This is a genomic window from Kribbella sp. NPDC051586 (assembly GCF_044453965.1).
Lineage (GTDB): Bacteria > Actinomycetota > Actinomycetes > Propionibacteriales > Kribbellaceae > Kribbella.
The window spans coordinates 1,025,229-1,051,601 of record NZ_JBITDF010000002.1; the positions used below are offsets into that span (position 1 = coordinate 1,025,229).

At 67.7% G+C, this 26,373-nt stretch carries 24 protein-coding genes; 6 read left to right on the forward strand and 18 right to left on the reverse strand.

What is annotated here, in order from left to right; genetic code table 11:
* Positions 1-15 precede the first annotated feature (15 nt).
* Together ACIA58_RS15205 and ACIA58_RS15210 are read right to left on the reverse strand one after the other, a co-directional pair.
* A complete protein-coding gene (locus ACIA58_RS15205; protein WP_396404247.1) occupies positions 16-1,485 on the reverse strand; it encodes a M4 family metallopeptidase in 1,470 nt (489 codons plus the stop codon).
* Between the two features lie 131 nt (positions 1,486-1,616).
* Positions 1,617-2,072 (reverse strand): Lrp/AsnC family transcriptional regulator, encoded by a 456-nt coding sequence (locus tag ACIA58_RS15210; protein WP_396404248.1) that lies wholly within the window; start codon positions 2,070-2,072, stop codon positions 1,617-1,619.
* Positions 2,073-2,153: 81 nt separating this feature from the next.
* On the opposite strand from ACIA58_RS15210, the gene ACIA58_RS15215 reads away from it, so the two are divergent.
* Complete coding sequence (locus tag ACIA58_RS15215) at positions 2,154-2,762, forward strand: RBBP9/YdeN family alpha/beta hydrolase (protein ID WP_396404249.1); 609 nt, start codon at positions 2,154-2,156, stop codon at positions 2,760-2,762.
* A gap of 213 nt (positions 2,763-2,975) precedes the next feature.
* Here the strand turns inward: ACIA58_RS15215 and ACIA58_RS15220 are convergent, their stop codons facing one another.
* The 8 genes from ACIA58_RS15220 to ACIA58_RS15255 form a co-directional block, all read right to left on the reverse strand.
* Positions 2,976-4,076: a M48 family metalloprotease gene (locus tag ACIA58_RS15220; protein ID WP_396404250.1), complete on the reverse strand. Its 1,101-nt coding sequence runs from the start codon at positions 4,074-4,076 to the stop codon at positions 2,976-2,978.
* 2 nt (positions 4,077-4,078) lie between these two features.
* On the reverse strand, positions 4,079-5,224 hold the full coding sequence (locus ACIA58_RS15225) for a hypothetical protein (protein WP_396404251.1): 1,146 nt from the start codon (positions 5,222-5,224) through the stop codon (positions 4,079-4,081).
* A gap of 15 nt (positions 5,225-5,239) precedes the next feature.
* Positions 5,240-6,019: a hypothetical protein gene (locus ACIA58_RS15230; protein WP_396404252.1), complete on the reverse strand. Its 780-nt coding sequence runs from the start codon at positions 6,017-6,019 to the stop codon at positions 5,240-5,242.
* A 150-nt stretch (positions 6,020-6,169) separates the two neighbouring features.
* The gene (locus ACIA58_RS15235; RefSeq protein WP_396404253.1) at positions 6,170-8,188 is read right to left on the reverse strand and encodes a hypothetical protein; all 2,019 of its coding nucleotides are present in this window, start codon (positions 8,186-8,188) and stop codon (positions 6,170-6,172) included.
* A complete protein-coding gene (locus ACIA58_RS15240) occupies positions 8,185-11,382 on the reverse strand; it encodes an ATP-binding protein (RefSeq protein ID WP_396404254.1) in 3,198 nt (1,065 codons plus the stop codon). The genes ACIA58_RS15235 and ACIA58_RS15240 overlap by 4 nt, the downstream gene beginning before the upstream one ends.
* A complete protein-coding gene (locus ACIA58_RS15245) occupies positions 11,379-11,942 on the reverse strand; it encodes a hypothetical protein (protein ID WP_396404255.1) in 564 nt (187 codons plus the stop codon). Before ACIA58_RS15245 ends, ACIA58_RS15240 begins: the two co-directional genes overlap by 4 nt.
* Positions 11,942-12,229 (reverse strand): hypothetical protein, encoded by a 288-nt coding sequence (locus tag ACIA58_RS15250; RefSeq protein WP_130446998.1) that lies wholly within the window; start codon positions 12,227-12,229, stop codon positions 11,942-11,944. The genes ACIA58_RS15245 and ACIA58_RS15250 overlap by 1 nt, the downstream gene beginning before the upstream one ends.
* 49 nt (positions 12,230-12,278) lie before the next feature.
* A complete protein-coding gene (locus ACIA58_RS15255; protein WP_396404256.1) occupies positions 12,279-13,286 on the reverse strand; it encodes a conjugal transfer protein in 1,008 nt (335 codons plus the stop codon).
* Between the two features lie 717 nt (positions 13,287-14,003).
* On the opposite strand from ACIA58_RS15255, the gene ACIA58_RS15260 reads away from it, so the two are divergent.
* Both ACIA58_RS15260 and trxA read left to right on the forward strand, forming a co-directional pair.
* Complete coding sequence (locus ACIA58_RS15260; protein WP_396404257.1) at positions 14,004-14,879, forward strand: aldo/keto reductase; 876 nt, start codon at positions 14,004-14,006, stop codon at positions 14,877-14,879.
* 151 nt (positions 14,880-15,030) lie between these two features.
* Positions 15,031-15,420: a thioredoxin gene (gene trxA / locus ACIA58_RS15265; RefSeq protein ID WP_396404258.1), complete on the forward strand. Its 390-nt coding sequence runs from the start codon at positions 15,031-15,033 to the stop codon at positions 15,418-15,420.
* A gap of 18 nt (positions 15,421-15,438) precedes the next feature.
* Here the strand turns inward: trxA and ACIA58_RS15270 are convergent, their stop codons facing one another.
* The 4 genes from ACIA58_RS15270 to ACIA58_RS15285 all read right to left on the reverse strand — a co-directional run bounded on the left by ACIA58_RS15270 (position 15,439) and on the right by ACIA58_RS15285 (position 18,421).
* The gene (locus ACIA58_RS15270) at positions 15,439-16,233 is read right to left on the reverse strand and encodes a hypothetical protein (RefSeq protein WP_396404259.1); all 795 of its coding nucleotides are present in this window, start codon (positions 16,231-16,233) and stop codon (positions 15,439-15,441) included.
* Positions 16,234-16,293: 60 nt separating this feature from the next.
* On the reverse strand, positions 16,294-16,488 hold the full coding sequence (locus tag ACIA58_RS15275; protein ID WP_396404260.1) for a hypothetical protein: 195 nt from the start codon (positions 16,486-16,488) through the stop codon (positions 16,294-16,296).
* Entirely contained in the window at positions 16,489-16,890 is a 402-nt protein-coding gene (locus ACIA58_RS15280; RefSeq protein ID WP_396404261.1) for a VOC family protein, read from the reverse strand. It abuts the gene before it with no gap.
* Between the two features lie 259 nt (positions 16,891-17,149).
* Complete coding sequence (locus tag ACIA58_RS15285; RefSeq protein ID WP_396404262.1) at positions 17,150-18,421, reverse strand: NAD(P)/FAD-dependent oxidoreductase; 1,272 nt, start codon at positions 18,419-18,421, stop codon at positions 17,150-17,152.
* Positions 18,422-18,523: 102 nt separating this feature from the next.
* On the opposite strand from ACIA58_RS15285, the gene ACIA58_RS15290 reads away from it, so the two are divergent.
* On the forward strand, positions 18,524-20,062 hold the full coding sequence (locus ACIA58_RS15290; protein WP_396404263.1) for a PucR family transcriptional regulator: 1,539 nt from the start codon (positions 18,524-18,526) through the stop codon (positions 20,060-20,062).
* 232 nt (positions 20,063-20,294) lie between these two features.
* On the opposite strand, the gene ACIA58_RS15295 is transcribed toward ACIA58_RS15290, so the two are convergent.
* Genes ACIA58_RS15295 through ACIA58_RS15305 form a run of 3 tightly spaced genes read right to left on the reverse strand, consistent with a single transcriptional unit; the run spans position 20,295 to position 22,872 of the window.
* Complete coding sequence (locus ACIA58_RS15295) at positions 20,295-21,311, reverse strand: NAD(P)/FAD-dependent oxidoreductase (RefSeq protein WP_396404264.1); 1,017 nt, start codon at positions 21,309-21,311, stop codon at positions 20,295-20,297.
* A complete protein-coding gene (locus tag ACIA58_RS15300) occupies positions 21,308-21,820 on the reverse strand; it encodes an isoprenylcysteine carboxyl methyltransferase family protein (RefSeq protein ID WP_396404265.1) in 513 nt (170 codons plus the stop codon). Before ACIA58_RS15300 ends, ACIA58_RS15295 begins: the two co-directional genes overlap by 4 nt.
* On the reverse strand, positions 21,820-22,872 hold the full coding sequence (locus ACIA58_RS15305; protein WP_396404266.1) for a type III polyketide synthase: 1,053 nt from the start codon (positions 22,870-22,872) through the stop codon (positions 21,820-21,822). The genes ACIA58_RS15300 and ACIA58_RS15305 overlap by 1 nt, the downstream gene beginning before the upstream one ends.
* Positions 22,873-22,890: 18 nt before the next feature.
* Here ACIA58_RS15305 and ACIA58_RS15310 point away from each other — a divergent pair, with 18 nt between their 5' ends.
* Positions 22,891-23,694 (forward strand): UbiA family prenyltransferase, encoded by an 804-nt coding sequence (locus ACIA58_RS15310; protein ID WP_396404267.1) that lies wholly within the window; start codon positions 22,891-22,893, stop codon positions 23,692-23,694.
* Here the strand turns inward: ACIA58_RS15310 and ACIA58_RS15315 are convergent.
* Positions 23,660-24,583, reverse strand: a complete 924-nt coding sequence (locus tag ACIA58_RS15315) for a LysR substrate-binding domain-containing protein (RefSeq protein WP_396404268.1) — start codon at positions 24,581-24,583, stop codon at positions 23,660-23,662. The genes ACIA58_RS15310 and ACIA58_RS15315 overlap by 35 nt on opposite strands.
* A gap of 125 nt (positions 24,584-24,708) precedes the next feature.
* Between ACIA58_RS15315 and ACIA58_RS15320 the strand changes: the two genes are divergently transcribed.
* Positions 24,709-26,238, forward strand: coding sequence for an MFS transporter (locus ACIA58_RS15320; protein WP_396404269.1), 1,530 nt, complete (start codon positions 24,709-24,711; stop codon positions 26,236-26,238).
* The last annotated feature ends 135 nt before the right edge of the window (positions 26,239-26,373 follow it).

A 26,373-nucleotide genomic window follows, 5' to 3' on the forward strand; every position in this document is an offset into this window, starting at 1 on the left:
ACGACCCGGAGTTTGCTACTTCAGGATCTTGCGGGCCTTGAAGGCGTCGGTCACCGTTTGCGCGGCGGCCTTGCCGTACAGCAGCCGGGCAGCCTGGACGGTGTCCTGGGCCGCGGCGGCGAACGAGGTGTCGGGGTCGTAGAAGAACGTCGCCTCGAGGATCAGCTTGTCGGCCTTGGTCCGGCCGAGCCCCTTCTGGATGTCCCAGAGCGCGTTCGACCAGATCTCGCCGTCGTCGTGCACCTCACCGTCGATGTCGTCGGTCGTCTTGCCGGTGTCGGTCCGACGCAGGCAGTGCGGCTCGTCGGACGTGTACGACGTGGCGTCCCAGTCCATCACGCACGGCAGGTTGAAGCCCTTGCTGACCGGGACCGAGTTCGTCACCGCCCAGTAGTCGCCGAAGCCCTCACCGATCGCGCCGGCTTCCTCGGACGCGCCGAAGCCCGGCACGACGTCGTCCTGCATCGCGTGCCCGTACTCGTGCCAGATCACCTCGGCGTCCTCGGCGTCGTCGACGCCGCCTTCACCGGTGGTGATCATGTCGGTCGACGGGTCGTACCACGAGTTGTCGTCGGGCACGGTGTCGACCGAGAAGTCCTGCGACTCGTTGTTCACGTCGGTGAACCCGAGCTTCTGGATGTACTCCTGCGTCTGGTTGATCTGGTAGTAGACCATCACCTGCTCGAACTTGTTGTTCGCGCGCTGGTAGACGAAGGAGTTGTTCTTGCTCTGCGCGATCCCGCCCTTGGCTTCCTTGATGTTGACGTAGGGGCCGTTGAGCTTCCCGGAGCCGTCCAGGTTGCGCAGGATCACGTTCTTCTGCGCCAGGAACAGGGCGTCCTGGTTCTTGTCGTTCATGTCGGTCAGCTTCTCGTTCTTGGTGCTGACCACCGGGTTCGGATCGAAGACCGAACCGCGGCCGTCGACGTTGTCGCTGATCACCTTCGACTCGACCACACTGCCGGTCTTGGCGTCGACGAGCGACTGGCTGACACCTTCGGTCGACCGGCTCGTGACGTTCCAGACCAGGCGCGCGTCCGGTCCGCCGACCACCGCGAGCTGCGCGGCACCGCTGGTCGCCTCGGGCTGCTTGACGAAGCTCTTGTTCGGTCCGGCCGCCCGGGACCGGTTCGCCTGCGCGGTGACCGTTGCGTTCGCGGCCTGCGTCGCGGACGCGGGCGCGACGTTCGCGCTGACGTCGAGGTCCGCCGGTACGGCGTCCCGCCCGTCGGCGATCTCGACCGCGCCGTCCTTCGCCACGTGCTTGGCGTAGTACCCGTCGACGACCGGCAGCCCCTTGAAGGTCTGCTGGTACCAGAAATGCTTGCCGAGCAGCGACGTTTTCGTCTTGATCAGCTTGAGCCCGTTCGGATTGACCGCGGCCGCCTGCGGCGCGGCCCCCGCAACGCTGGTGAACGACAACCCGAGCGAAACAGTGGCCAGTCCTGCGGTGGCGGCCACAAGCGCCTTGCGGCGTTTCGACATACGCTTCCCTCCCACGCTCCTGTTGCGTAACGCAACCACTACGATCCGTCGACCCTAGTTCGGCGTACCACCCGCTGGGAAGCGGAACTCCGCGCGATTTCGCGGGTTTTCTGGCGGCAAGGGAAATCCTGTTACCCGAGCGGGAGCGGCTTGGCCGGGTATTCCCGCAGTACCAGCGAAGTGCTCACCGGCCCCAGCCGGCCGATCGCGTCGACCACCTGCTCGAGCCTGCCTGCGTCGGGCGCGTGCACGTCGACCAGGAAACAGTCCTCGCCGGTCAGCCGGTACGTCGCGACGACCTCGCACAACGTCGCGAACAACTCGAGCGCCTCCGGGATGCGGGCATGCGGGGTCCGGACGCGTACGACGGCGTGGATGTTGAGCCCGACCTTGGCGGGGTCGACGACCGCGCGGTACCCGGTGATGACGCCGGACCGCTCCAGCCGCTGGATCCGCGCCGACACCGCCGGCTGCGACAGGTTCACCTTCCGGCCGATATCGGCCCCACTCAGCCTGCCGTCGCTCTGCAGGATCGCCAGAATCTCCCGGTCGATCGCATCCAATGAACCAGTCGTTGCCTCGGTCATCGACCTTCAATTCATCAGCTCGGGGCGCCGTACGGCGATGACCCCTTCATGATGGCAGACCTCAACCCCACAGGAGCATCCATGACCTTCGTCATCATCCCCGGCCTCGACGGCTCCGACGAACACCACTGGCAATCCCTCTGGGAGCACGACTGGCTCACCCCCGCCATCCGAATCCAACCGTCCTCCTGGACCACCCCCGACCTCACAGACTGGTCCGCCGCAATCACCCGCGCCGCCGAGAGCACCCCCGACACCATCATCTTCATAACCCACAGCCTCGGCTGCCACGCCCTATCCCACTGGCTGACCCAGTCCCCACCGCCCCCACACATCCGAGGCGCGTTCCTGGTCGCACCTCCCGACCCCCAGTCCCCCACCTTCCCCGCAGACCGCCTCCCCACCTTCACCTCCCTCCCCGCCGCGCCCCTCCCCATCCCCTCCCTCCTAATCACCAGCACCAACGACCCCTACTGCACCCCCACGACCGCCACCCACCTAGCCCAAGCCTGGTCCACCCCCCACATCCCCCTCCCCAACCACGGCCACATCAACACCCCCAGCAACCTGGCCACCTGGCCCACCGGCCAATTCCTCCTCACCGCCTTCCTGGCCGGCCTGAACCTAGACGTGGACGCGGCAAAGCTGAGCCTGCAGGCCTCGAACCACACCACGCCGGACCGCGAATAGCTGCCCGATCGCCCCCTGAAACCGATCGCCTTCGATCGGTCCTGCTGACGACGGAAGGGCGCTAACACCGTTGATGTCCATAGGCCGCGGCGCACTCAACGATTCGCGCTCCGGGTGCCGAGGCTTCATCCCGTCAGGTCACCCCGTACCCGGCCGTCATCGAGCACCGCTCGAGCGCGCCACCGGCATCAGCCGACATGGCTCATACCTGCGTCATCCCCAGGCAGCGGGCGGAACGCCGCCTGCCTGCTCGAGAGTGTGCACACGCTCGACCAACGAGGGCGTGCTCGACATGACCTGCGCTCGACGGCTGCTCTCACGACCTAGATCTTGCTGATGCTGCATCTGCCAGCCGTACAAAACTTGCACCAACGTCGCCCCGTATCCGAGGATCGCCGCTTTGCGATCAGCCTCTTTGACATGCCAGCGATTGAGCCAGGCCAGCAAGGGTGGGGCGATAAACGGTGTGAGGAACAGGACCGGCCAGATATACCCGTGGCCGAAGGTGAACGCCGCAAGCACAATGCCCGCGTAGGCCATGATCATGAATCCGCCGATGATGCAGCCGAGGGCGGGAACGCGCCTCATCAGGCGTGCTATGGCTCGTACGACGATGAGTCCGCAACGCGCTGGGATCGAATACCAGAAATTAGCGAGGCTCAGCCAGGCTCGCCCGCCGAGATGGTGACTCAACTCGTGCGCCAGAGCCGCCTCAAGGTGCAGTGGGGGAAGCGTGTATAGCGACCATCGCGTGACGGCGACAGTGTGACCGGGGGTTGGTGTCGCGCTAACCTCGTCCGATTCCTGGATCCACAGTGAGAACCGTCCTTCAGGGACCCCCGCCCGGCCGAGAAGGTGCTGCCAAGCCGGGCCCAACCTTTGTTGCTCGACAAGCGTCGGCCGACGCAGTCGGAATAGGTACTTCGCCAGCAGCTCCTCGGTTGACGACATCAGGATCATGCCACCGGACAGAATCCACAGTGCGATGACGATCCAACCCCACTTGAATCCAATCGCGCCAGCAATCCAAATGACGAGGACGAGGCTCCAGAAGAACCACGGCACGGCCGACAACAATGCCGTCCACGCGGATGCCTCAGGCAGGCTGCGCGGCCGAGACTCAGACTGCCTGCCGCCAGGCCCTGGCAACTGCGGCTGCGGCTGCGGCTGCGGCTGGTTATGGCCTTGTGCGCCGGGATAGGGCGGCGTCGGGCCTGGCCTGGATCCTTCACCACCATTCTGGTCGTAGGGTTCACCAGGGCCGGTCATTGGGCGCTTCTCCTCGGGTGCGGGCGGTTCGGTTGGTTCGTCCATTATCAGTACAGAGATACGTGGACGTGATCGAAGTGGCCGCCGGTGGCGTCGGTTGGGTTGTAGACGCCGCCCCCGTTGTAGGGGATCCAGGTGCCTCGGCGGGCGGACCAGATCTTGCCGTACCAGATCACGTAGTGCACGCCGGTCTGCCCGGCAGTAGTTACGGCCCAGTTCGCGATCTGGTCGCCGCGGGCGCGAGCGGGCGCGGACTTTCTGGCGTCCGTGCCGACCATGACGTCACATGCCAGACCCCGAGGATGGTCGCTGGTCGGGTTCCATGCGTGTGCGTCCCAGCAACTCATGCTCAGGTTGCCGAGATTCTTCCGCGCTGCCGCGATCCAGGCCGCCGTACGCGGCGTTACCATCCCTCCGGTGCCAGTCGGGTCTGTGACGGTCGCCTTCTGCTGTGGCCAGACCCCGTTGACCGGCTTGCCTGCCGTCAATCCGCCCGAATCGCCGCAGTTGTCGTCGTCCTGCACTCCATCGACGACTGACCCGCCAGCCGGCGCGCCGGTGCGACCGGCGTACGGGTTCCCAGCTCTGGTCAGATCGATGCCGGCCGAAGAGGCGATCTCGCGGGCCTCCTGCTCACGTACGGCGTACCTGTCGGGGAACGCGGATACCTGGACTGCCTGTGCAGCATCACCGAGCGCCATCGAGGGCCAGCCGTTGATGTCCACGAGTCCGGGCGGATCTGGCGCCTGGGACCCGCCGAAGAACGCGTTGGCGGCGTACCGCGGACTCAAGATCTGAAGGCGCGAACCCCAGCCGGCCGCTGGTCGCTGCTGGAACAGACCGACCGAGTCAGCGTCACCATAGGTGAGGTTCTGGAGATCCGACTCGACCAGTGCCGTCATCAGAGCGATGAGCGTCGCCTTGCCAGGTAAGCCTCGCTGCACCGCAACGCTGTCGATCAGTTTGGCGAAAGCGATCTGCGTGGCGCGCAGTGGCCCGCTGGGCTTCGGGTCGCCGGCCTGGCCGGGAATCCCGGCGGGGCAAGCAGCCTGGTTCGTCGTCCCACCGCCGAAGGGGGCAAGCATCAGCAAGCTTGCGACTCCGATGATGGCCAGCGCGGCCGCACCTTTGGCGAACCATCCTCGCCCGGCGACCGCCAGGAACCCACGCCCGAGATCACGCTCGTCGAACATCGCAGTCCCCTGCCGTCATGGCCCCGTACCACCTGAGACGTCGCTGACGACCCACTGACCGTTCTGGTTGGCCAGCGTGATGAGCAGAGGTAGGTCGAACCGCTGGGCATGTTTGCCGGTGACGTCGATGGTGACCTTGACGAAACGGGTGATACGACTGGGAGTGTCGACCGGAGCCTCCGCATTTGCCGGTGGAGTGGTGACCGGAGCTGCGAGAACAGTCGACTTACCGCCATCGCTCTTGAGCGCTTCGTACGTCGGATCTCCTGCAGCGGTGAAGCTCGATGCCACCTCGGGGGTCATGTACTTCGCGCATTTCGCCACCAGCGCGGCGTACGTCTCCGTTGCCGGGTCACGGGTGTAGAAGGCTCGCGCCCACGCACCGACGACATCTGTCGCCATCGCTGTCGCCTCAGCTGCCGGCCGTTGAGTCTCGGGCGCCGGGGTTGTGAGGTCAGGGCTCGCGGAAGCAGCGGGTTGGTTCGACTGAGTCGATGGCGCGGTAGGAAGGACCACCGAGCGACCAGGTGTCAGCAAGCTGACCGGGGCGCCGTCGTCCTTGTTCTTGCCGCCGAGGAGCCGAGGCAGTCCACCACCAACACCGAGGATGATCACGGCGAGGACAACGACGAGGACCACAATCGTCGCGGGACTCGTCGGCTCGGCCTGGCGTTGATTGCGGAGCCAGGCCATGCGCTGGGCATGATCGTCACGGCGCCAGTTCTTCTTCGCACGGCGTCGGTCGCGACCATGGAGCTCGTCCAACTCTTCCGGGTAGTCATAGTCGTTGCTCATCAGCGAGCGCCAGCCCTCAGGCGCATCAGGGCGCGGCCGACCTTCCCAACGGTCCGATTCCGGACCGCTTGGGTCAGGTGCGCGATGCCGCGACTGACTAGCGCCTTCCCGGCGGTTGTGCGGCGATCGTGGTTTCCGGGCCATCCGACATCACCTACGCGTCGGCACGTGCACCGTCACGCCGTCCTTGGTGACAGCCGAGTACTCCCGGAACCGCCGCGGCTGCGACGTCGGTGCCTTCCGGCGCACACGCTGTCCCTTCGGCGGCCCTTCGCGCAGACTCGCCGAGTGCGTATGAGCACGCGGCTCGTAGCGAACATCATTCGAAGGCGCAGGAATAGGCCGTCGAGAATGCCGAGCCTTCTGTGCCTCACCACCCGCACGCGTCCCACCCGACGAGTTGGCCGGCGACGCGACGCCCGCGCTTGTCACCGTGATGGTCCGACGCTTGTCGGCGTCCTTCGACTGCGAGCGAGCACGCGACAGGTTGAGAGCCGAGGTGCCGCGCGCAGAGCCGGTAGCGGCTGCCACTCCGCCAATCGCTCCGCCGGCGCCACTCGCAGCCGCGTGTTGGCCGCCAGGACCCGTTCCGCTTGGACTTCCGGCGGCCCCATCAGTGCGACGTCTGTCCGTACCTGCCGTGAGCTCGTATGGCGAACTGCCAACCGATCCCCGTGCCAGTGAACCAACAACGGGAGCCTGTCGATACACGCGTGTAGACGACACACGCTGAGAAGCCGGCTCCGTGGTCCGAATGCGATCCCGGCTCCGCTCCGCGGGCGCTGGCGCCGCACCCCGGCTGCTGAGGGCACCCATGACCCGTCGGACCGCACTCATCGCACCACGCCGCGCCAGCCCACCCAACATGATGCTGCCGGCACCCGGACGCATCATCGTCGTGAGGCTGTCCAGCAATCGCCGCAGCCGGAAACCAACGATGAGCACGACAATTGCCAGGCCGGTAACGGGGAGCCAGCCCAACGGGCCAGTCAAGGTGAAGACCGCCGTGACCAAAGTCAGCGCCGTCCCGAAGACAAGCATCGCCAAGAAGGACTGCAAGACGAGGCCTACAAGAGCCTCGAACCAGTTCAGTCCCCATTGGCGAGGACGACCAGGGATGATCCAAAGACAAGCGAAGAAGACTCCGACGACAAGTAGGAGCAGCGCACCGATGAACGCCATGAGAGCAGTGAAAGCCAGAGCGATGTTCAGGAACCCAAAGAGCGTGGCTGCAATCGCGGCAAGCATGACGACGGCTGTACGTCCGAACGGATTGTCACCCTTGATCCACTTCACTGTTGGAGCGTCGTCGCCGCCCTCAGCAGGAACGATTACTTTGTTGACGTAGTCCTTCCGAGCGTCCGCGCTGACACCGACGTCGAGCATCCCCTTCCCATAGCGCTCACAGGCAGAGATCGATCCAAACTCTGCGATGCACCAAGGCGTTACCGCGAATCCTCGCCAACTCGCATCGGCCGATTTCCGCAGCAGAGTGTCCCTCGGTGTACCGGTGAAACCCGGTTCGGGCCAGGGAATCGGACTCTGGATCGTCGGCCCCAAAGCGTCAGATGACGCGGTCATCACGGCGCTGGCACCTAGCTGCCGCGCACCATCGACTCCGTGCAACCACGTTGCCGGTGCCACCGCGAAGCTGATGCTCAGCACACCTGCCACGAGAACCCAAACCATCTGCCCGAGAGCGCTACCTGTGGCCCGACGCTGCGTGTATGCGGCTACCGCGCCAAATGCCAGGGCGGACGGCAGCAACCATCCGACGAGTTGGGTACCTGTTGCTCCGATCGTCGTGGAGGTTGCATCCGTCAACGGCTTGACGTCGGTGAACGAGAAGAGCCACCAACCAACGGAGATCGCCGCACGGGTGATCGCCAGGATGTACATCATCACGATGTAGGCGTACCCGTTGAAGATCATATTGAAGGTGTCGGTCAGCCCCGTGTCGAAGTCCAATCCGTAATTCATCGGGCTGTACTGCTCGAACAGGGTCCGGGTGTCGCCGTGGGTCAGATCGGGGGTCGGCAGCAGGTCGGCGAAGCCGGTTGGGTTGGTCGGGCCCTGGTTGGGGTCGGCGGCTAGGGCCACTTGGGCTGTGATTATGAAGGAGATGGAGAGGACGGTCGCCGCGGTTCTGAGGCGGCGGGGCCACCTCATGCGACGTGCTCCTTGTTGCCGGTGGGCTTGTTGGGGTCGTCGCCGGTGGCGGGGTACATGGCCTCGTTGTAGGCGGCTTCGTCTGCTTCTTGGTCGTAGACCTCGTCGGGGCCTATCGGGGATTCGTGGCGGAGGGTGTTGTGGTGGTTCTGGCCGTTGGGGGCCGGGGGGTGGCCGTTCTGCTGGGCTACCGGTGGGGTGGCGGGGGGACCGGATTGGGCTTCCGGGGACGGGGAGGTGGCGGGTTGGGGCGGGGTGGTGGGCTGCGGCGGTTGGGCGGTCGGGTGCTGGGGCGTGCCGGCGGGGGGTTGAGGGGCGCGGTGAGCAGGGGTAGCTCCGTTGGGCGGGGCTTGGCCGTTGCTGTTGGGCGAGGCGGGTGCGCCAGCGTAGGACGGGTCAGGAGCACCGGTGTTGGGCGACGCAGGAATGCCGCCGTGGGGCGATGCTGGGTTGCCCCCGTTGGATGCTGGGCTGCTGCCCCCGTTTGGTGACGCTGTGGTGGCGTCGTAGGGCGACGCAGGCATACCCCCGTTGGGCGACGCAGAGGCGCCGCCGTTTGGTGATGCGGGGGCGCCGCCGTTGGGTGATGCGGGGGCGCTGCCGTTGGGGGGCGGTGGGGTGTCTTCGTAGGGGATGTGGGCCTGGGCGGTGGCGGCTGGTTCGTAGAGGGGTTCGTCTTCGGCGAAGGGGTCTTCGGGGGGTGCGGCGGGGAGGGCGGCCTGGGCGGGCTGGTTGGCGTGTTCGGATTCGGGGGTGGTGCGGAGGAGGGCGGCTACGCGTTGGCTGGGGATGTCGATCTGGACGGTGGCTACTTCGTCCCAGCGGTCGCGCATGATGCAGTGGCCGTGGCGGATGGACTTGCCGTTGGCGGCGGTGTTGATGCCGCGGACCAGGGTTTGGTACGGCGCAGTCTGGGGCCGGCCCAGCAGCTCCAGGAGCGAGTCGACCTGCTCGCGGGAACGCAGGCTGAAGGCGAACAGGGTGGTGATCTGCTCGACCAGGCCTGGGAGCTTCAGGATCGACGCCGGGTCCTGGGTGTCGAGGACCAGCGAGGCGCCGAGGGCACGGCCGACACGGGCGATGTAGTCGAGGAAGGACGCGCCGTCGGGGGTCTTGGTCAGCAGGTGGACCTCGGGGACGATGACGACCTTCGAGCGGCCGCGGAACTCGCGGCGGCCCGTCGTACGGACCATCCAGGCGAGGCAGCCGCGGAGGCAGGCCATGCCGACGCGTTCGATCGGGGACCAGGACTCGGGGGCCGACTCGGGGGACGGCAGCGTCAGGCCTGGCATCTGCACGACCCAGAGGCCTGGGTTCGTCGTGAGGGACGAGAGGCCGGACGGCGGGCCGGCGACCACTGAACCGAGGCCGGTCTCGACCAGGTCGCGCAGCGCGAATCCGACGGTCCGCACGGTCTCCGAGTCGGAAGCGCAGAGGCGCTGGATGACGCCCCACGACGACGGATCGGGCGACTGGATCTCGGCGCGGGTCGCGGCCATCACGGGCGCCTCAGCCGCACCACGCAGATGCGGCGGCAGCAGCAGCATCAGCTGCGAAGGCGCCTGCAGCAACGCATCGTCAACAGGCAGGACCCGCAGCAGGTCCGCAGCGCCGGAGAACTGTGCGGTGATCTCAATGACAGCAGTCGGTACGCCGTACTCAGCGGCGACCGCGGACACCCCCGCAGCGTCGCCCTTCAGGTCCAGCAACGGCACCCACGCGCCGGCGAACGCCGAGTCCAAACCACCCAGCATCGCCGCGGTCGTCTTGCCTCGACCAGACCGGCCCAGGAACAGCGTCGTCGTCGCGTCACCAAGCGCAGAACCAGCAGCAGCGTCAAAACGCACCAGACCCGGCGTAGACCCAGTCAGATAGCCGATAGCCGGACCAGTCGCGTCACCGATCGACGCACCACCCCAGAACCAGGACCCGAAGAATGCAGTCGACTCCCGCACGTGCCCGAGGTCCGGCACCCGCAACTGGTCGCCAGGCAAGGACTCCAGCCACAGGTCACGCTGCTCGTCAGCACCAGCGGCCACAGTGATGCCACGGTCCGCGTAGTGCGCGATAACGGCGTCTACATAAGCTTCCAAGTCTTCACGCGTGTCAGCACTGACCAGCAACCGCGGGTGGTCCTCGACCAGCGTCAGACCGCTGCGGTTGATGTCGCGCTTGACCTCACGCATCACACGCTCGGTCTCCACGATCTCGTCGGCGGTCTCCTCCGCCGTACCCTTCGCGGCCGAACGGCGCTGCTCCTTCGCGCTCTTCCGGGTCTCGTCGACCAGGTGGCGCGCGGTCTTCTTCGTCAGCACCCGGAAGCGAACCGACGCCTCGACGGTGACGTCGATTTCCTCGCCTTCGTCGTCGATCGCCTTGATCTCCGACAGCGTTCGCAGCCACTCCCCCGCGCCCGGCGTCTCGAGCTCCTCGGGGAAGTCGGTCATCGCCAGCACGGTCGTGTACGCCGCGATCTGGCCACGCGTGTCGTAGATCCGCAGGTGATCGGTGTACGGCACCACGCGCCCGGACGTCAGCCGAGCCAGCGAAGCACCCGTGATCAGGCCACGCCGTGGCGCCGCGACCGCACCACGATGCATCTCCCGGCTGATCAGCCAGGAGATGACCTCGGCCGGCGCGGTGTGCGCACGCCACACCGTCGAACCGAGCTGACGAGCGAGCTTGCGCACCCGCTCGTCCAGATGCGCCAACTCGCGCGCGCTGACCCGCCAAGACGTCGTACCGAGAGCGTCACTGATCGAACCACGCACCTGCGCGGTCGCCCGCGGGTCACGATCACTCAAATGCACACCCAAAGCGACGTACCGCTCCGGCATCCGCATCTCGTCGATGCGGTCGGCCCGGGTCTGCGCCCACCCCTCGTGGTCGCCGAGCCGGTAGCGGCCGGCCATCGAGTCGATGTAGTCCTGGCCGGTCGAGCGGCCCCATACGACCTTCAGATGGCTGAGCCGGTCGCCGAGGATCGTCGCGGCCGCGCTGACCGCCGCGTCGAGGGCGGCGTCCTGCTCCGACTCGGTGGCCAGGTCCGTGTTCGCCACCGAGATCAGGAACCACGCCTCGGCGCTGCGCTCGGTCACCAGCAGACCGTCGGCGATGGCAACAAGACGAGGTGGCGGCAGGCCGCGCTCGCGGCCGACCCCCACCAGGTTCAGGAGCTTGTCAGCGATCTTCATTCGCGGCCCTTCCCTGACGACGTCCTGCGACTCACCCGTTGTACGTGATCCGAACCCAGCAGGCGGGCTCTCTGGTTCACGGTGATGTCCGCACCCGCGCGGACCATCGGATCCAGCTCCACCACGACCTCGCGTTCCCACTCCGGCGTCACTCTGGCCTTCGCCAGGTCGGCCACCTTCCGGGTCGCGACGCGCTCACGCCACGGCAGGTACTCCGTCTTGTCGGCGGCCCGCGCGCCGAGACCGATGATCGGGCGATGCGCACGCAATGCGTACCGGACGGCCAGCGCCCACTCGGTCACCCGGCGGCGGCGTTCGTGGAACTTGCCGGACCGCCAGCCGAACGCGGTGATCACGAACGGCGGAACGACGTACAGGCTGACCGTGGGCTTCTTGGGTACGCCGATGAACGGGAACAGCAGCGCGATCCAGAGCAGGATGATCACCGCCCCGAAGATGATCATCCGGCGCCGGGCGCCTTCTCCGAGGTCGATGCCGAGCAGGTCGTACTGCCGGGTCTCGATCTCGAAGTGGTGAGTGAGGGTACGGCCGACGCGCATCAATTACCTCCGGACAGCAATCCCCAAAAGCCCTTGAGCACGTTGATGGTCTGGTTGTTGGCGTAGATCAGCCCACCGACCAGAACCCCGGCCGCGATGTGGCCGAACAGCTCGCCCCACTCGCGCTTGAAGTAGTGGCCGATGGCACGCAACACGAGGATCGCGATGAAGATGTTCCCCGCGATGACCAGGACCCAGTCCTTGAAATCCGCGCCCGTAGGGACGTTGGGGTCGGCCATGGGCACGGCAAGCTGAACCACGCTCGCAGCCAGTTCGTGCGTCATCATTGCGGTGTCTCCCTTGTTGCCTCGGTCATCCGATGGCCAGTCGCTGGATTCATCCGACGGCAGCCACTTGCCATCGTTCTGCTCCGTCCGTGGCGACAGTACGCCTCAACGTGAGCGTGTACGTCTGGTCCAAGGTGGTGTCACCGACCCCGGCCCAGGTGACGGCCGCGGTCGCCCGCCGCTCGTCGTCGTTGCCCGTGTAGACCTGCCAATCCTTGAGCTCGCCGAACCTGACCGCGCCGTTCAGGCTGCGGATGGTCGAGCCCGGCGCGGTCACCGCCGACACCTTGTTGTCCGACTCCGCATACGCACCGAAGAACGCCTCCGCATCCTTCTGCGTCGCGGCGGTCAGATCGTCGTCCGGCGCACCTGCTTGCGGCATGTTGTCCGGCAGTGGGGCCCGCACGTCCGGCACGAACGTCGGCGGCCCGCTGGCCACAACCCGCGCCGAAGTGCGGGCGACCGGAACCGACACGCGCTCCCAGACGACCGGTCCGGTCTTCCAGCCTCTGCCCTGTCGCGTGAAGGTGTGCACGCGGACCCGGACGTCCACGGTCGCGGTCAGACCGTTGGGGTCGGCCGTGACCTGCCCCGGGTACGCAACGTCAGCCGTTTGTTTGCCGCGACCGTTCCACCCCGCGCGACTGTCCAGACCCGCGGCCAGGTCGAGGCCGATCTGGGCCGGACGGGCGTCGGGGTTGCCCTCGTCCCAGGTCAGGTACGACACGGCGTACCGCGTCGCGACCGCGCGCGACTCGTCGGAGGGGAAGCTGCTCTGCCCGCTGACGACCGTCTCCGGCGTCTTGTTCGGGCTGATCCAGGAGCGGATGCCGCTGATAGCGGCCAGCAGCAGCACGACGACCACGAGACCACGGAAGAACCGCCGCGCCCAGGTCGAGAACGACGACTCCGGCTCGGTCGACCACGGCGTCTGCCCAGGCTCCAGCACCTCGCGGGGCGGCCCCGGCGCGGCGTGAGCACCGTGAGCGCCGTGCGGGGAGCGCTGTTTCAAACGCTCGGGTGTGCGGTGCGCCGGGTCGTGCTGCGGCGCGTCCACGGGACCAGAAGGACGTGGCGCCGGCCGACGTGGCGGTGCCATCACGCCACCTGGCGGCGGTGGTGCCTGCTGCTGCGGAGCGGAGTACTGCGCTGCTACACCCTGCGCTTGGCGAGGGGTAGGTGACACCGGGCCACCGGGGTGGGCCCACCACTCCGGTGCGGTGCTCTGTGGCCGTCCCTTGCCCGGCTTCTTCGTCCGGCGCCGGTCCGACCAGTGCTCACCTTTTGGCGGCAGATTCAGTACCGTTCGCCACCAACTCATCCCTACCCGCCCCTCAGACAGCAGTTACGCGGACAGTAGCCGGGAGGATACGGCAAGCAACCGCCCTCCGGGAGACCTGAGCCCAGGATCCCGATGGTCCATCGCTCCCCGCAGCCATACTGTTACCCCGCTCGCGGGCAGTCTCACCCTCACCGGCGCATTTACCGGCCAAGCGTGACACCTTCGGTACCGTCGTCATAGCTCCTCTCTCATGACCGTTCAGGTCGACCGGGCAGCGCACACCATGCCACACGCCGAGGACAGGTTTCGAATATCCGTGCGAACAACATGGTAAAGAATGCATCAACTGATCACAGATAGTAACGGATCCGGCGTCGCCTGTGGAAAACTCTCCCGTGGCGAGGGGGTCAAAATCGCCTGTGGACAACCGCTTGCCGAAGGCGCTTCCGGGCATAGGGTCGGAGTGACCCCGCTACCCCCTGGAGGACCAGCATGGAAACTCGCCGACTGGGCAGACTCGGCCACCAGAGCTCGGTACTGATCTACGGCGCCGCGTCGCTCGGCGGAGTCGACCAGGACCGCGCCGATGCCTCGATCCAGGAAGCGCTGGATGCCGGCATCAACCACTTCGACGTGGCCGCCGACTACGGCGACGCCGAGCTGCGGCTCGGGCCGCGGATGCCGGAGATCCGGGACCGCATCTTCCTCGCCACCAAGACCGGGCGCCGGACGGTCGAGGAAGCCTGGAGCGAGATCAACCGGTCGCTGGAGCGGCTGCAGACCGACCATGTGGATCTGATTCAGATGCACGCGGTCTGCGACCTGGAGAACCTCGATCTCGTCACCGGTAAGGGCGGTTCGCTGGAAGCGGCGATCCGCGCCAAGGACGAAGGCATGGTCCGGGCCATCGGCATCACCGGGCACACCGAGCAGGCGCCGTCGGTGCACACCGAGGGGCTGCGCCGGTTCGACTTCGACAGCGTCCTCACCCCGCTCAACTACAAACTGTCCACCGACCCGCAGTACGCCGCCGACTACGCCGCCCTGGTGGAGGCCGTGAAGGCGTCGGACGCGGCGCTGATGACGATCAAGATGATTGCCCGGCGCAACTGGCAGGACGGCGAGCAGAAGGCGTACGACACCTGGTACCGGCCGTTCGACGAGCAGCGCTACATCACCGCCGCCACCGCCTGGCTGCTGAACGGTCATCCGGAGATCACCGGCCTGGCTACTGCGGGTGAGACCCGGCTGCTGCAGCAAATGATCGTTGCAGAGCGCGAGCGCGCCGACCTCACGCCCGAGGCAGCCGCCTCTATCCTCGGCGAGGTGCAGGACTACGCGTCACCCTTCGTGGACTCGCCCATCTGACGACGTGGCCCAGGTCACATACGAGACTCCGCATTCCGGTCAGGTCGTAGGCCGTACGAGATTGTCCAGGTGTGATCTGTCCGGGTGCGGGAACAAGTCGGGGTCGGGTCGGTGTTGACAAAGCCGTACTCATCTACTTTCGGAGGTCGTAGTGGCAACGGTCGAGCTGACCCAGGACAACTTCAACGAGGTGGTCGGTGGCGACGGTCTCGTGCTGGTGGATTTCTGGGCGGAGTGGTGTGGCCCGTGCAAGATGTTCGGACCGGTTTTCGAGAAGTCGTCCGAGGAGCACGGTGACATCACCTTCGGCAAGGTGGACACCGAGGCTCAGGTCGAGCTGGCACAGGCGTTCCAGATCCAGTCCATCCCGACGCTGATGGCGGTTCGCGACGGCGTGGTGCTCTACTCGCAGCCTGGCGCTCTGCCGGCGACGAGCCTGGAGGACCTGATCGGTCAGCTGCGCGCGGTCGACATGGACGAGGTCAAGGCGCAGATCGCCGCCCACGAGGCGGAGCACGGCACCGAGCCGCACACGCACTGATCTACTGCATCAAACAGTTCAACCAATCCGGGAGCTCCCACCGAGCTCCCGGATTTGCTGTGCCACGGCCTTCCGGTCCGGGCCGGCGTCGATCTGGCCGTTGGTGTCGATCGAGGTGCGTAGTCGCGTGCGCTCGTCGGGAGTGAGGCGGCCCCAGCCGTTCCGGACGATCCGCAGGGCGTGGTACTGCTCGTTGCCGGTCAGCGATCTGCTGATGGCCTCGTCCAGTACGTCGCTGTCGAGGAGGGACAGGTCGCCTTGGATCAGGCCGAGGGCAAGAACGCGGACGATCGGTGAGCCGGTGAAGAACAGGTCCTTCACCTCGTCCTTGTCGAACTTCTCGACGGCGGAGGCGTTGGCGACGCGCTGGACGATCCGGTCGAGGATCTCGCCGCGGACCGCCTTCAGCTCGGGACCGCGCAGCTCGGTGTAGATCGTCGCGTAGGCGTCCAGCTGCTTCTCCATGCCGAGAGCGCGGAGGGTGTCGGCGCTCTTGCGTGCGGTGGCGGCGATCTGGCGGACGAGGTGGACCTCGAACTCGCCGAGCTTCATGCGCCTGATCCGGTCGACGATCGACGGCATGATCACCAGCAGCAGGCCGGCAACGATGACGATGAGGAGCGGTCCTTCACCGACGCCGGTGAACAGCCCGACTAGCCCGGCGACGAGCAACGCTCCGCCGATCACGAGGCACAGGATCCGCGACGACACGTCCACCACCGGCCGAGCTTTCACGGTCCACGCAGGCGCGTCCACCGACCGCCTGGCCGGTGCGGTGTGGGTCGGCGGCGGGGTTGGGTTCACGTCCGACATCGGGCAGGGCCTCCGTACGTCGTAGGCGAGTCCTCGTGATCGTGCCTGGGTCGTCGGCTGTCAGCAAGAGATCAGGCGCGTATCGGTGGATCGACGCATCAGGGTGGAGGCGCCGACCTGATCGCTGAAGGCCCACCGGCGATAGAACGGGATGAGCTCGGGTTGGCAGACGAGTTCGAGACTGCGAACGGCGGCGAGCAGGTCGGCGATGCGCGGCGGAGGCACCGTCGAGTGGATCGACAGGTCAGAGGTCATCTAGAAGTCGCGGGAGCTGAGGACGCAGAACTCGTTGCCCTCGGGGTCGGCGAGGACGGTCCAGCTCTGGCCTTCGGGTTGGCCGACGTCGACGCGGCGGGCGCCGAGAGCTTCGAGGCGGGCGATCTCGGCGTCGCGGTCCTGGCTCGTGTGCGGTGCGAAATCGAGGTGCAGCCGGTTCTTCAGCGTCTTGTCCTCGGGCACCGGGACGAACACCATGCCGGGGCCGATCCGCTCCCACTCCATCGTGTGGACGGTGTCGGGCCCGACCCAGCCGGGAACGTTCACACACTCGTCGTCGGTTTCGATGATCGTCTTCCAGCCGAACGCCTCGGCCCACCAGGCGGCCTGCTTGCGGACGTCGTGGCAGTCGATCACGAGCGTGTACCACCTGAGCACCATGACGGCACCCTCGCACAGCCCACCGACAGAAACAGCCTGTCGGCAGAACAGATCGGCAGAACGGAGAAGAGCGGGCCCTGGGCAGGAGAAAGACGCCAGGGCCCGCTCTTGGGGCTGACCGGAGCGGCGATATGGGTGGCCGAGGAGGTGCGGGCAGGTGAGGTGCTGCCCGAGGAGGGTCACCGATGGGGCTGCTCTGAAGACGGTCAGCGAGATGGCGGGACCACGTCATTGGGATCCCGCCACGTCATCAGCATCGTCAGCGGAGTGGGTTGAACGGCCGCAGTTCCTCCAGCGCACGGCCGGTGGTGATGGTCTCGGCCAGCAGCTGACCGGTGATCGGGCCGAGGGTGATACCCCACATGCCGTGCCCGCCGGCGGCGAAGACCCGCGGCGACGCGGTGGCGCCGATCAGCGGCAGGCCGTCCGGCGTACACGGTCGCGGTCCGACCCACTCGAACGTCCGCGCGTCCAGGTCGGCGTCCCGCAGCAGCGGCCGGGCGGCCTCGACGATCGCGTTGATCCGGCGCGGGTCGAGCTTCGCCTCGGGCTTGCGGAACTCCATCATCCCCGCGACCCGGAGCCGGTCGCCGAGCGGCGTGCAGGCGATCCGCTGCGCCGGGAAGTACACCGGGCCGGCCGGCACGTGCGCCATCGGCACGCTGAAGCTGTAGCCACGGCCCGCCTGGACGACGGTCTTCACGCCGAACTGCCGCGCCAAGTCGCCCAGCCATGCACCGGTCGCCATCACGACCGCGCCGAACGGGTCGGTCTCGCCGTCGCCGGTGATCAGGCGGACGCCGCGGATCTCGTCGACGATGTCCTTCACGACGACGCCGCTGATGATCTGCCCACCGCGGGCGATCACCGAGTCCGCGAGCAGCTGGACGTACTTGCCGGGGTTGATGAACCGCTGCCCGTGCAGCCGGATCGCCGCCCCGATCTCGTCGGACAGCGAGGGCTCGATCGCGCGGGCGTCGTCACCGCTGATCGCCTCGAACTCGATGCCCTGGCCGGCGGCGTGGATGGCCTCGATCTCCTCGAGCAGCACACTGCGCTCCTCGACGGTCCGGTAGGCGGCCAGGAACGACTTGGCCTCGTACGTCTGCGCCTCGACCCCGGCCTTGGCCAGGAAGTCGAACGCGTCCAGGGCCTGGCGGTTGATCGGGACCAGCGACTCCATCGCGGTCTTCCAGCGTCCGGCGGTGCTGTTGCGAGCGAAGCGGGTGAGGAATTTGAGGAGCCGCGGGCTCGCGGTCGGTGGGACATACACCGGTGAGGCAGGGCTCAGCACCGCACGGACGCCGTACTTGAGGACCGCTGGTTCCGGCAGCGGGGTGGCGAGGCCAGGCGTGAGCCAGCCTGCGTTGCCCCAGGACGCGCCCGCGGCGACACCTTCGCGGTCGAGCACGGTCACCTCGACACCGGCCTCCTGGAGGAACCAGGCGGTGGCCAGGCCGACCATGCCCGCGCCGACGACGGCAACGCGGTCAGGAACGATGTGCGGTACTGCGGAACCAGCTGTGGTCATGTATCGATGGTGCGGCCGCCGCGAGCCGCTGTCATGGTGCGATCACACCATTAACGGGTCGAATGACTGTGCCCATCGCACAATAACCTGCACAATAACCTCATGATCACCGCGCCTGACCTGATTGCCGCAGTCGGTCCTGCCCTGTTCGAGATGGTGGTGACAGGCAAGGGCGACAGCGAGGTCCGCGACGTGTTCCTGGCCGACCCGCAGGAGCCTGCGACCGGTCAGCCGGGCGATCTGGTGCTCGGACTCGGTCTGGGCGACGCAGAGGACGCTGTGGAGCTGGTGGAGCGCTGCGCGGCCAGCAGCGCCTCCGGCGTCGTCCTGCGTACGGCGCTTGCGCACGAGCCGCCCGTGGTGGCCGCAGCCGAGCGGTGGGGTCTGACGCTGGTCGCGCTGCAGCCGAGCGTCACCTGGGCGCATGTGGTCTGGCTGATGCGCGGCGTGATCGACCGCGCCGCTGCACCGGACTCCCCTGCCGCTGGTGACGCCGGAGTACACCAGGAGCTGTTCGCACTGGCAGATGCGGCCGCAGCGATCGTTGATGCACCGGTGACCATCGAGGACAACCAGTCGCGCGTGCTGGCGTACTCCTCCGGTCAGGACTTCACGGACCCGACCCGTGTGTCCACCATCGTCGGTCGTCGGGTACCTGCGGAGGTCATCGCGCATTTCCGGGCTCGTGGCATCTTCCGGCGGCTGGCGCGGTCCAGTGAGCCGTTCCTAGTGCCGGACGGGCCGAACGGGATCCGCCCGCGCCTCGTCGTACCGGTCCGGGCTGGTGGCGAGTGGCTGGGGTCTATCTGGGCCGTTGTCGATGGTCCGGTGAGTGAATCGGTCACTGCGGAGCTCAGCAACGCGGCGTCTGTGCTGGCGTTGCACCTGTTGCGTTTGCGAGCTCAGGCCGACGTAGCGCGGCGGAGTGCGATCGATCGGCTGCGGACGATCCTGCGGCAGTTCTCGCCGGACAATCCGGTCGACGTACGGCTCCCGCGGCAGCCGTGGCGGGTGGTGGCGCTCGGGTCGCCGGATGGGTACGACGTCCCGCAGCAGCTGGACCTGTGGGAGTCGACTGGTCGGCGGCATGGGTGGAGCGAGCCGCAGCTGGCTGACCTCGACGGGAACGTGTTGGCTGTCGTTACGGACACTGACGGGCCGGGGTCGTGGAACTGGTTGCAGAAGCTCGTGCTGGAGCAGTCGCCGGGCACGCACGCCGCTGCCGGTGGTCCAGCGCGCGGTCCGGCCGATCTGCCGAGTTCACGCGCGGAGGCGGTCGAGCTGCTCGGTCTTGTACGGCGGGGTGTCGCGCCGGGGCCGGCGTTGCGGGTGGAAGAGGCGTGGCACGTGCTGACTGTTCACCGAGCGGTCACGTCGCTTGATACCACCAAGATGGATGGCCCGCTGGCGACGCTGCTGATGCACGACATCGAGCACGACACGGGCTACGTGGAAACGTTGCAGGCGTGGCTGGACTATCCGGGGCAGCCGCAGCGGGCGGCGCGGGAGCTGCATCTGCACACGAACACGTTGCGGCACCGGATGAAGCGGATCGGGGAGATCGCGGAGCTGGATCTGTCGGATCCGCGGGAGCGGCTGGCGTTGCAGTTGCAGATTGCCGCGGTACGGACGGAGCACTGAGTCGGGGCACTGAGCTGGGCACTGAGATGTACGCCACAGGCTCGTGTAACAAGGCTTCATATTCCGGCAACTGTTGGGCAACATCCGGCTGACAGAGTCGTCCTTGTCAGCCGGTCCGGCGCTTCACCAGGGCGCCGGAACGGCTCGGGTCCGAGCTTTTCACCAGGAAGCTCGGGCCGTACCCGGGCCCGGCGATCGTCTGAGCGATCGCCGGGTTCGCGATTTTTATTGCCTAGGACAACCGGTTGACGATGGTGCGGTAGACGCCGGGGAGCGCGGTCGCGGCCGGGACGATGCGGGGCGCCAGGAGTGGGCGGTTGCGGGCCCAGAGCAACGATGCGGTCAGCAGGCGGCACTCCCAGGAGACGCGGCGCCAGGCGGCCTCGTAGTCCTGTGGGCGGTCGGCGCGGACGCAGTCGACGAGCTCGGCGGAGGTGCGGAGGGCTACGGCGATACCTTCACCGGTGAGCGCGTCGACGTACCCGGCGGCGTCTCCGACCAGGAGGATGCGGCCGGCGGTGCGGGCGCGGACGCGTTGGCGGAGCGGACCGGCGCCCATCACGGCGCTCGCCGGCTTGGCGCCACGGAGGCGGCGCTTGAGCGCGGGAAAGGCGTCGAGGTGGGAGTCGAAGGTGCCACGCGCGGAGGTGAGGATCGCGACCCCGACGAGATCGTCGGCGACCGGGGTGACGTAGGCCTCGCCGAGGCGGGACCAGTAAACCTCTACGAGATCGGTCCAGGGTTTGACGCGAAAGTGCTGCCGCAACCCACGTCGCACGTCACCAGAACTTCCGCCGCAGAGGCCTAGTTGGCGGCGGATGGGTGAGTGGAGGCCGTCGGCGGCGGCTAGGTAGCGGGCGGTGTGGTTGGCGGCGGTTACCGAGGTGGAGTTTTGGGTTATGGGGCCAACTCGAGTGGAGATGACGGGGATGTCCAGGTCGGACAGGCGCTTGGACAGGGCGGCTTGGAGGGTGGTGCGGCGTACGCCGAGGCCGGGGCCGGCGGTGAAGCGGGCGTCTACCTGGTGGGTGCCGTCGAGGTAGCGGATGCCGTGGAACGGGCGGCCGTCGAGTTCCACGCCGAGGCGGGTGAGGTACTCGACGGCGCTGTGCGCGATGCCCTCACCGCACGCCTTGTCGATCGGACCCGAGCGTGGTTCGACGACAACTACCGATAGCCCGGCCAGCGCCGCCCGGATTGCAGTAGCCGCGCCAGCCGGACCCGCGCCTGCAACGAGTAGATCGATCACTTGACCAGGGCGGAGTTGAGTGCGCCCTCCTCAGTGCGGATGCGGACGGCGAGCAGCGGGATGTTCAACACAGTGAAGACCAGTGCAGTGATCCAGGCGGTGTGGACCAGTGGTAGCGCGATGCCCTCCGCGACGACGGCTACGTAGTTCGGATGGCGGATCCACCGGTACGGGCCGCCGGCAACCAATCGCAGGCCCGGTACGACGATCACCCGCGTGTTCCACTGGTGTCCGAGGACCGAGATGCACCACCAGCGCAGGCCCTGCGCGAGCACCACCACGACCAGCATCGTCCACCCCAGCCACGGGATGAACGGCCGGTGCAACGCCTCCACCATGCACGCGGCCAGCAGCCCGGTGTGCAGCACGACCATGAACGGATAGTGCCCGCGCCCGGACTCCACCCCGCCCTGCGCGAAGCTCCACTTCGCGTTCCGCAGGGACACGACCAGTTCGGCCACGCGCTCGCACGCGACCAGGATCACCAGGCCCAGATACCAGCCGTACATCACCACTCCATCAGCACGAGCTCGGAACAGAAACCGGGGCCCATCGCCAGCAGCACTCCCGGACCCTTGGGAGAAGGATCCAGCTTGAGCGTGTCACCGAGCACGTGCAGCACCGAGGACGACGACAAGTTGCCGACCGCATCCAGTGACGTCCAGGTCAGATCCAGCGCTCCCGGACGCAGCGACAGCGTCTCCGACACCGCGTCCAGCACCTTCGGGCCGCCCGGATGGCTCACCCAGGTGCCGATCTCCGGCACCGTCAACCCGTGATCCTCGAGAAACCCCCGGACGTCGCCACCCAGGTACGTCCGCACCACCTCCGGCACGTCCGCGCCGAGCACGATCCGGAACCCGCCCGACCCGACGTCCCACCCCATCACCCGCTCCGAGTCCGGGTACAGCCGCGAACGCGTCGCCACCACCGAAGGCCCGGACGCGAGCGGATGCTCCGACCCCGTCAGCACCACCGCGGCCGCGCCGTCCCCGAACAACGCCCCACCCACCAGATTCGGCAACGAGGCGTCGTCGCGCTGCAGCGTCAACGAGCACAACTCCACCGACAGCAGTACGGCGACATGTGAAGGCCAAGCCGTCAGGTAGTCGTGCAAGCGCGCGATCCCCGCCGCTCCCCCGACACACCCGAGCCCGAACAGCGGCAGCCGCTTCACGTCCTCCCGCATCCCCAGCCGCATCGCCACCCGTGCGTCGATCGACGGCGCCGCCACCCCGGTCACCGTCGTGAACATCAGTACGTCGACGTCGTCCAGCGCCAGCCCCGCGTCCTTCACCGCCCCCGCGACCGCCTCCGCGCCGAGATCGACCGCCGCCGCGATCCACTCGTCGTTCGCCTCACCGAAGTCTTTCAAGGAGGCGTACTGCTCCAACGGCAACGCGAGATGCCGATAAGACACCCCCGCATTCGCGTGCAGCCGCCGGAGCAGCGCCGAACTCCGGCCGTCCGGCAGACAGATCGTGGCGAACGCCTCGGTCAGCTCCGACTGCGGATAGCGGTACGGCGGGAGCGCGGGCCGGACCGCTGCGATCCGCGTCATCGTGGCATCGTTACGTCGGTGAAGACCGTCAAAGGTCTGGCTCTCGCCTGCCACCCCGGGCCTACTGTCGCCGTGACCGCTCTCGTCACGGCTGTCGCGTGGTCGGCCGGGCGAAGTCCGGCCGGGTGTCTCCTGGTCGCAGCAACGATCCTCACCGGCCACCTCTCGATCGGCTGGAGCAATGACGCGATAGATGCCGCCCGCGACACCATTGTTAACCGCCGGGACAAGCCTGTGGTGCGTGGACTGGTGAGTCGCCGGACGCTCGCGATCGGTGCCGGCATCATGCTGGTGATCACCGTCCCCGTCTCCCTGGCCAACGGAATCGCGGCCGGGCTGGTTCATCTGCTGTTCGTCGCCTGCGCCTGGGCGTACAACCTCGGCCTCAAGTCGACCGTGATCTCCTGGCTCCCGTACGCCGTCGCGTTCGGCGCACTCCCCTCGTTCGTGACGCTCGGCACCGCACATGTCTGGGCGCCGTGGTGGGCCACCGCGGCGGGCGCCCTTCTGGGGATCGGTGCCCATCTGGCAAACGTCGTACCCGACCTGGCCGACGACCTCGCGACCGGCGTCCGGGGCTGGCCGCAGCGGCTCGGGTCCTATGCCCGCCTGCTCGCTCCACTCCCGCTCGCACTCGCCACGGGGCTGTTGGTGATCGCGCCCGCCGGGGCCATCGGGGTCGTCGGCTGGATCGCGCTCGCCGTCGTCGCCGCGCTGCTCGTCACGATCCTGCTCTGGCGGAACGCGCCGTTCCTGGTCACGATCGCCATCGCCGCCGTGAGCGTCGTCACGCTGGTGTTGCGCGGTGACGCACTGATCTAGCCGACGCCTGCGGGTCGAGTACGGCGTCCGGCTTCAGCGGAGCGTTGCTGCCGAGGATCGCGGCCGTCAGCGCCTCGGCCGGCTCCTTCGCGGCGCGGGGGTTGGTGATCAGCACCAGATCGATCGACGGCAGCTCGGGCAGCCCCGCGCTCGGCGGCGGCTCGACCAGGTCCGCGGGCATCAGCGACCGGGCGAAGATCGCGATCCCGAGCCCGGCCCGGACAGCCGCGAGTACGCCGTTCACGCCGCGGACGATGCACGTGATCCGGCAGGTACGACCGGCTTGCTCGAGCGACTGGACACCGAGCGAACGGCTGAGCGACGGCGCCTGGTACGCGACCAGCGGCACAGGGCCGTCGGGCGCGATCCGGGTGCCGGAGATGCCGGCCCAGACGAGCGGGTCGCGGCGTACCAGCCGGCCGTTCGGCTCGTAGCCGCCGCCGGCGCCGTGCTTCACGTACGCGAGGTCGAGGTGGCCGGACTCGACCCGGCGGAGCAGGTTCGGGCTCTGGGCAACGGTCAGCTCGAGGTCGATCCGCGGATACAGCTGGCGGAAGTCGCGCAGGATCTTGGGCAGCGGGGTGAGCGCGAGGTCGTCAGTCACACCGAACCGCAGCCGGCCGCGCAGCTCCGACCCGGTGAAGTAGCCGGCCGCCTCCTCGTGCGCCGCCAGGATGGCCCGCGCGAACCCCGCCATCGCCTCGCCGTCCGCGGTCAGCGTGACAGTACGGGTGTCACGGACGAACAGCGGCCGCCCGACGGCCACCTCGAGTTTGCGGACATGTTGGCTCACGGTGGGCTGCCGGATACCCAGCCGCTCGGCCGCCTGGGTGAAGCTGAGCGACTGCGCCACCGCCAGGAACGTCCGCAGCTGGTCCGGGTCGTACATCGATTCACTCCCTCATTACGTGACGCTATAAGACTAATAGGAGTAATTCGCTGTGGGAATCCAGTACCGAACCCTGAGGATGGAGGTGTCCTCCCCTGACCAGTCCACACGCGTAGGGATCGCTCTTGACCACCCGGGCCACTTCCGGTTCTGTCCCGTCCACCGATTTCCACCTCCACCGCACCACCGACCGCACCGAGTTCCGGGACACGCAGCGCCGCCCGGGCTTCAAGGACACCTTCAGCGCTCTGCAGGTCCGCAACTTCCGCCTCCTGGTCAGCGGACTGCTGGTCAGCTCGACCGGCGGCTGGATCCAGCGCATCGCCCAGGACTGGCTGGTGCTCACGCTCACCGGCAGTGCCACCGCGGTCGGCATCACCACCGCGCTGCAGTTCCTCCCGACCCTCGCGCTGGGCCTGTTCGGCGGCGTGATCGCGGACCGCTTCCCGAAGCGGAAGATCCTGCTCGTCACCCAGTCCACCATGGGCACCTGCGCCGGCGTCCTCGCCCTGACCGCCTTCACCGGTCAGGTCCAGGTCTGGCACGTGTACACGATGGCGTTCTTCCTCGGCCTGGCCACCGCCGTCGACAACCCGACCCGGCAGTCCTTCGTCACCGAGCTGGTCCCGCGCGACACGGTCCGGAACGCGATCAGCATGGTGTCGTCGACGTTCCAGCTCGGCAGCCTGATCGGCCCCGCGCTCGGCGGCCTACTGCTCGGCACGATCGGGGCGGGCTGGTCGTTCGCGCTGAACGGGCTCACCTTCTTCGCCTCGATCAGCGCGCTGCTGCGGATGCGCGAGAGCGAGATGCCCGGGCTGCACGCGGCCCGCAAGGCGAGCGCCGGGATGCGGATCCGGGACGGCCTGCGCGACGGCCTGCGGTACGCGTTCCACGAGCCGGCCGTCCGGTGGGCGATCGCGCTCGTCGGGATCTACGGCATGTTCACGATCAGCCTGCCGGTGACGCTGACCGCGTTCGCCGACCGGGTCTTCCACACCGGCGCGTCGGGGTACGGCGTACTGAACTCCGTCGTCGCGCTCGGCGCACTGGCCGGGGCATTGCTCTCGGCGCGGCGGATCCGGCCGAGCCGCCTGCGGAACCTGATCGGTATCGCCTGCCTGCTCACGGTCACCGAAGTACTCGCCGCGATCCAGCCGTCGCTGTGGACGTTCGTCCCGGTGCTGGCGTCGATGGGGATGGCGACGCTGATGTTCCTGACCGCGGCCCAGTCGATGGTCCAGTTGACCACTCCGGACGGCCTGCGCGGCCGGGTGTCCGGGATCTACAACCTGGTCTTCATCGGGGGCGGCGCGATCGGCGGGCCGACGGTCGGGTTCCTCGCGCAGCACTTCGGGGCGCGGTCCGCGCTGCTGATCGCCGGGCTGGTGCCGGCGATCGCGACGGTCGCGATCGGTCTGCGGCTGCGGCGGGACGGCCAGTTCCGGCTCGTCCTCGTCCGCACCCGCTCCCCGTGGCACCAGGTCCCGGTCCGGCTCAACCTCGAGCAGACCGAGATCCAGCTGTCCACTCCGCGAACCACTCCCGTTGCTCGCACGTCACGCCCGTTCGTACTGGGCCGCCGTCAGCACGCGCGGATGGACTCGCACCTGCGCCCGATGCGCGCACGCCGCCGCCCGCAGCACCACCAGTAACTCCGAGGCGGGGGCGAGCACGCTGCCTCCACTCACCCCTGCCCCGGGCCACCTTGAGCACCCACCAACCACATCCGAGTGCGGTTCGTGGTTGGTGGGTGCCCAAAGAACGGTGACGGACTCGCGGAGGGCGGA

Excerpts from the sequence above, each read along its gene's own strand:
- ACIA58_RS15240 (WP_396404254.1), bottom strand. The coding sequence starts at position 11,382 with ATGAAGATCGCTGACAAGCTCCTGAACCTGGTGGGGGTCGGCCGCGAG.
- ACIA58_RS15205 (WP_396404247.1), bottom strand. The coding sequence starts at position 1,485 with ATGTCGAAACGCCGCAAGGCGCTTGTGGCCGCCACCGCAGGACTGGCC.
- ACIA58_RS15220 (WP_396404250.1), bottom strand. The coding sequence starts at position 4,076 with ATGGACGAACCAACCGAACCGCCCGCACCCGAGGAGAAGCGCCCAATG.
- ACIA58_RS15305 (WP_396404266.1), bottom strand. The coding sequence starts at position 22,872 with ATGACGCGGATCGCAGCGGTCCGGCCCGCGCTCCCGCCGTACCGCTAT.
- ACIA58_RS15300 (WP_396404265.1), bottom strand. The coding sequence starts at position 21,820 with ATGTACGGCTGGTATCTGGGCCTGGTGATCCTGGTCGCGTGCGAGCGC.
- ACIA58_RS15260 (WP_396404257.1), top strand. The coding sequence starts at position 14,004 with ATGGAAACTCGCCGACTGGGCAGACTCGGCCACCAGAGCTCGGTACTG.
- ACIA58_RS15230 (WP_396404252.1), bottom strand. The coding sequence starts at position 6,019 with ATGAGCAACGACTATGACTACCCGGAAGAGTTGGACGAGCTCCATGGT.
- ACIA58_RS15210 (WP_396404248.1), bottom strand. The coding sequence starts at position 2,072 with ATGACCGAGGCAACGACTGGTTCATTGGATGCGATCGACCGGGAGATT.
- ACIA58_RS15315 (WP_396404268.1), bottom strand. The coding sequence starts at position 24,583 with ATGTACGACCCGGACCAGCTGCGGACGTTCCTGGCGGTGGCGCAGTCG.
- ACIA58_RS15290 (WP_396404263.1), top strand. The coding sequence starts at position 18,524 with ATGATCACCGCGCCTGACCTGATTGCCGCAGTCGGTCCTGCCCTGTTC.
- ACIA58_RS15285 (WP_396404262.1), bottom strand. The coding sequence starts at position 18,421 with ATGACCACAGCTGGTTCCGCAGTACCGCACATCGTTCCTGACCGCGTT.
- ACIA58_RS15225 (WP_396404251.1), bottom strand. The coding sequence starts at position 5,224 with ATGTTCGACGAGCGTGATCTCGGGCGTGGGTTCCTGGCGGTCGCCGGG.
- ACIA58_RS15250 (WP_130446998.1), bottom strand. The coding sequence starts at position 12,229 with ATGATGACGCACGAACTGGCTGCGAGCGTGGTTCAGCTTGCCGTGCCC.
- ACIA58_RS15280 (WP_396404261.1), bottom strand. The coding sequence starts at position 16,890 with ATGGTGCTCAGGTGGTACACGCTCGTGATCGACTGCCACGACGTCCGC.
- ACIA58_RS15215 (WP_396404249.1), top strand. The coding sequence starts at position 2,154 with ATGACCTTCGTCATCATCCCCGGCCTCGACGGCTCCGACGAACACCAC.
- ACIA58_RS15270 (WP_396404259.1), bottom strand. The coding sequence starts at position 16,233 with ATGTCGGACGTGAACCCAACCCCGCCGCCGACCCACACCGCACCGGCC.
- ACIA58_RS15235 (WP_396404253.1), bottom strand. The coding sequence starts at position 8,188 with ATGAGGTGGCCCCGCCGCCTCAGAACCGCGGCGACCGTCCTCTCCATC.
- ACIA58_RS15245 (WP_396404255.1), bottom strand. The coding sequence starts at position 11,942 with ATGCGCGTCGGCCGTACCCTCACTCACCACTTCGAGATCGAGACCCGG.
- ACIA58_RS15275 (WP_396404260.1), bottom strand. The coding sequence starts at position 16,488 with ATGACCTCTGACCTGTCGATCCACTCGACGGTGCCTCCGCCGCGCATC.